The following is a 3,429-nucleotide window of genomic DNA, read 5'->3' as shown; positions in this document are numbered from 1 at the left end:
CCCCACGCCGTCCCCCACGCCGTCCCCCACGCCCACGTATCCGCCGCCGGGCGGCACCTACGCGCAGGTGGTGAATCTGGCGTCGGGCCTGTGCCTGGACATCGACGGCGACCTGGAGAACCGCACGGACGTCGTCACGGCAGCCTGCGACTCCTCCCGCTCCCAGCCGTGGCGGGTCGACGCGGAGCGCGGTGTGCTGCAGTCCTACGCCGACCCCGACTACTGCCTGGACAGCCGTGGCGCGGTGGGCCGGGGCGTCGGCATCTGGGAGTGCGACTCGGTGGACGGGCGCAATGGACAGAACCTGCGCTTCGCCGNNGGCCGGGAGCGGCTCGGTGTCCCTGGGCGGGGAGGCGGGGCGGACGGATCAGAGGTGGCGGGCCGGGACCTGATCCCACGGGTCAGAGCACGCGGACACCGCGCCGCCACACGCCCGTGACCAGGGGGACGCCGGGGCGGTAGGCCAGGTGGACGTGGCTCGGGGCGTCGAGGAGGACGAGGTCGGCGCGGGCCCCGGGGGCGAGCCGGCCGACGTCGGTGCGGCGCAGGGCCGCCGCACCCCCCGCGGTGGCCGACCAGAGGGCCTCGTCGGGCGTCATGCCCATGTCCCGCACGGCGAGCGCGACGCAGAACGGCACCGAGGACGTGAAGGACGACCCCGGGTTGCAGTCCGTGGACAGCGCGACGGTGACGCCCGCGTCGAGCAGCCTGCGGGCGTCGGGCCAGGCGGCCCGGGTGGAGAACTCGGCGCCCGGCAGCAGGGTCGCGACCGTACGGCTGTCGGCCAGGGCGTCGACGTCCGCGTCGGTGAGGTGGGTGCAGTGGTCCGCGCTGGCCGCGTCGAGTTCGACGGCGAGCTGCACGCCGGGGCCGTGGGTGAGCTGGTTGGCGTGGACGCGCGGGTGCAGGCCCCTGGCCCGGCCGGCGGTGAGGACGGCGCGCGCCTGGTCTCCGTCGAAGGCTCCCCGCTCGCAGAAGACATCGATCCAGCGGGCGTGCGGCGCGCACGCGTCCAGCATCCGTCCGGTGACCAGGTCCACGTAGCCGGCCGGGTCGTCGGCGTACTCGGGGGCGACGATGTGGGCGCCGAGGTAGGTGACCTCGTCGGTGTGGCGGGCGGCCAGCCGCAGGGCGCGGGCCTCGTCCTCGGGGGTCAGGCCGTAGCCGGACTTGGTCTCGATGGTCGTGGTGCCCTGGCGCAGCGCCTCGGTGAGGAAGCGGGTCAGGTTCGCCTCGAGTTCCGCGTCGCTCGCGGCCCGGGTGGCGGCGACGGTGGTGCGGATGCCGCCCGCGCTGTAGGGGCGGCCGGACATCCGGGCGTTGAACTCGTCGGTGCGGTCGCCCGCGAAGACCAGGTGGGAGTGCGAGTCGACGAAACCCGGGATCACCGTCCGGCCCGCGGCGTCGACCCGATGGTCGGTGGCGGGCGCTTTGCCCGATGCACCGGTCCACACGACGCGGTCGCCGTCGATGACGACGGCCGCGTCCCGGAGCAGACCGAGGGGTGAACCTCCCCCGCTCTCGCACGTGCCCGAGCGGGGGGACCCCCTGCGAGGGAGGGGTCGTTGGTGACCAGCGTGGCGATGCCGGTGATGGCGGTGCTGCTCATGACGTCCTCGTGGGTGGCGGGGGCGGACACGGGATTCCTGCGGTCGGTGCTCCGGCGGGCGGTGCTCCGGCGGGCGGTGTTCCGGTGGCCGGCGTTCCGGTGGCCGGCGTTCCGGTGGCCGGCGTTCCGGTGGCCGGCGTTCAGGTGGCCGGCGTTCAGGTCCTCAGTGCCTCGACAGCGCGCGCCAGGGCGTGCGGCACATCGGGCACGAGGGTGTGCGCCCCGTCGCGTACGACGTGCCGCCCCGCCACGATCGTGTGCCGTACGTCGGCCGCCGTCGCGGCGAATACGGCGGTCTCGGCACCGAGCCGGGGCGGTGGCCCCGCTGTTCTGACCGACTCCAGGGTGAGGGTGGTCAGGTCGGCGAGGGCTCCGGGTTCGATGGTGCCCGCCCGCTCCCAGCCGAGGGCGGCGTGACCGTCGGCGGTGGCCGCCCTCAGCAGTGCGTTCGCCGTCCAGTGGCCGCGGGTGCGGGTGCGCAGGCGCTCGTTCAGCTCCAGGGCGCGCGCCTCCTCCAGCAGGTCGATGACGGCGTGGCTGTCCGAGCCGAGGGACAGCGGGGAGCCCTGGCGCTGGAGGGTGGCCGCGGGGCCGATGCCGTCGGCCAGGTCGCGTTCCGTGGTGGGGCACATGCAGGTGCCGGTGCCGCTGCCGCCGATGAGCGCGATGTCCTGGCCGGTGAGGTGTGTGTTGTGGATGCCGGTGGTGCGCGGTCCGAGCACGCCGTGGTCGGCGAGAAGGCGGGTCGGGGTGCGGCCGTGCGCCTCCTGGCACGCCTCGTTCTCGGCGGTCTGCTCCGACAGGTGCACGTGCAGCGGGGCCCGTCGCTCCTCCGCCCAGCGTGCCACGGTCTCCAGCTCCCTGGCGGGCACGGCCCGTACGGAGTGGATGGCGGCACCGATCCGTGCGTGGTCCCGCTCCTTGAGGACTGAACAGCGTTCGGCCCAGGCCTCGGCGGTGCCGTCGGAGAAGCGGCGCTGGTGGGCGGTGGGCGGTTCGCCGAAGCCGGCGGACAGGTAGGCGGTGTCGAGGAGGGTGATGCGGACACCTGCCTCGGCGGCGGCCGCGATGAGCGCCTCCCCCATGGCGTTGGGGTCGGCGTACGGGGTGCCGTCGGGGGCGTGGTGCAGGTAGTGGAACTCGCCGACGGCGGTGATCCCGGCGAGGGCCATCTCCGCGTACACGGCGCGGGCGAGCCGGTGGTAGGTCTCGGGGGTCAGCCGGTCGGCGACCGAGTACATCACCTCGCGCCAGGTCCAGAAGGTGCCGGCCCCGACCTGGACGGTGCCGCGCAGTGCGCGGTGAAAAGCGTGCGAGTGGGCGTTGGCCAGTCCGGGGAGGGTCAGCCCGCGCAGGATCTCCGCCCCGGGGGGCGGGGCGGGAACGTCCGTGGTGACGGCGGTGATGCGGCCGTCACCACCGCCGTCGCCGCGGACACCGACGGCCACGGTCACGCCCGGCTCGACCCGGTCGCCGAGCCAGGCGTGCTCCAGCCAGAACGTCCGCCCGGTGGCCGTGGGGGGCGCGGCGGACGCAGCGGCCGGCACAGCGGCGGGCGCAGTGGATGCGGTGGGCCCGGCGGGCGGGGTGGCTGGGGTGGCCCGGCCGGTCGTCGCGCCCGCCGTGGTGCCGCTGTCCCGTGTCACCTGTCCACCAGCCCCTCCAGTACGTCGGCGAGTGCGGCCACCCCGGCCAGGCAGTCGTCCTCGGCCGCGTGCTTGGCCGGGGAGTGCGAGACGCCCGTGGGGTTGCGCACGAACAGCATGGCGGTCGGAATGCTCGCGGAGAGGATCCCGGCGTCTTGTCCCGCCCCCGTGCCG

2 protein-coding genes and 2 pseudogenes are annotated in these 3,429 nt (G+C 75.2%); 1 reads left to right on the top strand and 3 read right to left on the bottom strand.

Translation table 11 applies throughout. The features are described from left to right. A pseudogene (locus tag AOK11_RS35165) lies at window positions 1-317 on the top strand (ricin-type beta-trefoil lectin domain protein); the annotation flags it as partial. A gap of 84 nt (window positions 318-401) precedes the next feature. Here the strand turns inward: AOK11_RS35165 and hutI are convergent. The 3 genes and pseudogenes from hutI to AOK11_RS41105 form a co-directional block, all read right to left on the bottom strand. After that, window positions 402-1,609, bottom strand: a pseudogene (hutI, locus tag AOK11_RS35160) (imidazolonepropionase). Window positions 1,610-1,764: 155 nt separating this feature from the next. After that, the gene (locus tag AOK11_RS35155; protein WP_055597710.1) at window positions 1,765-3,156 is read right to left on the bottom strand and encodes a formimidoylglutamate deiminase; all 1,392 of its coding nucleotides are present in this window, start codon (window positions 3,154-3,156) and stop codon (window positions 1,765-1,767) included. Between the two features lie 95 nt (window positions 3,157-3,251). After that, window positions 3,252-3,429: M20/M25/M40 family metallo-hydrolase (locus tag AOK11_RS41105; RefSeq protein WP_157869517.1), on the bottom strand; the 178-nt coding region annotated here is incomplete at its 5' end.

The sequence above is a fragment of the Streptomyces hirsutus genome, from assembly GCF_001418415.1.
Taxonomy (GTDB): Bacteria; Actinomycetota; Actinomycetes; order Streptomycetales; family Streptomycetaceae; genus Streptomyces; species Streptomyces hirsutus.
Note: the sequence above shows the minus strand (reverse complement) of the source record. Positions and strands in the feature narration are given on the sequence as shown.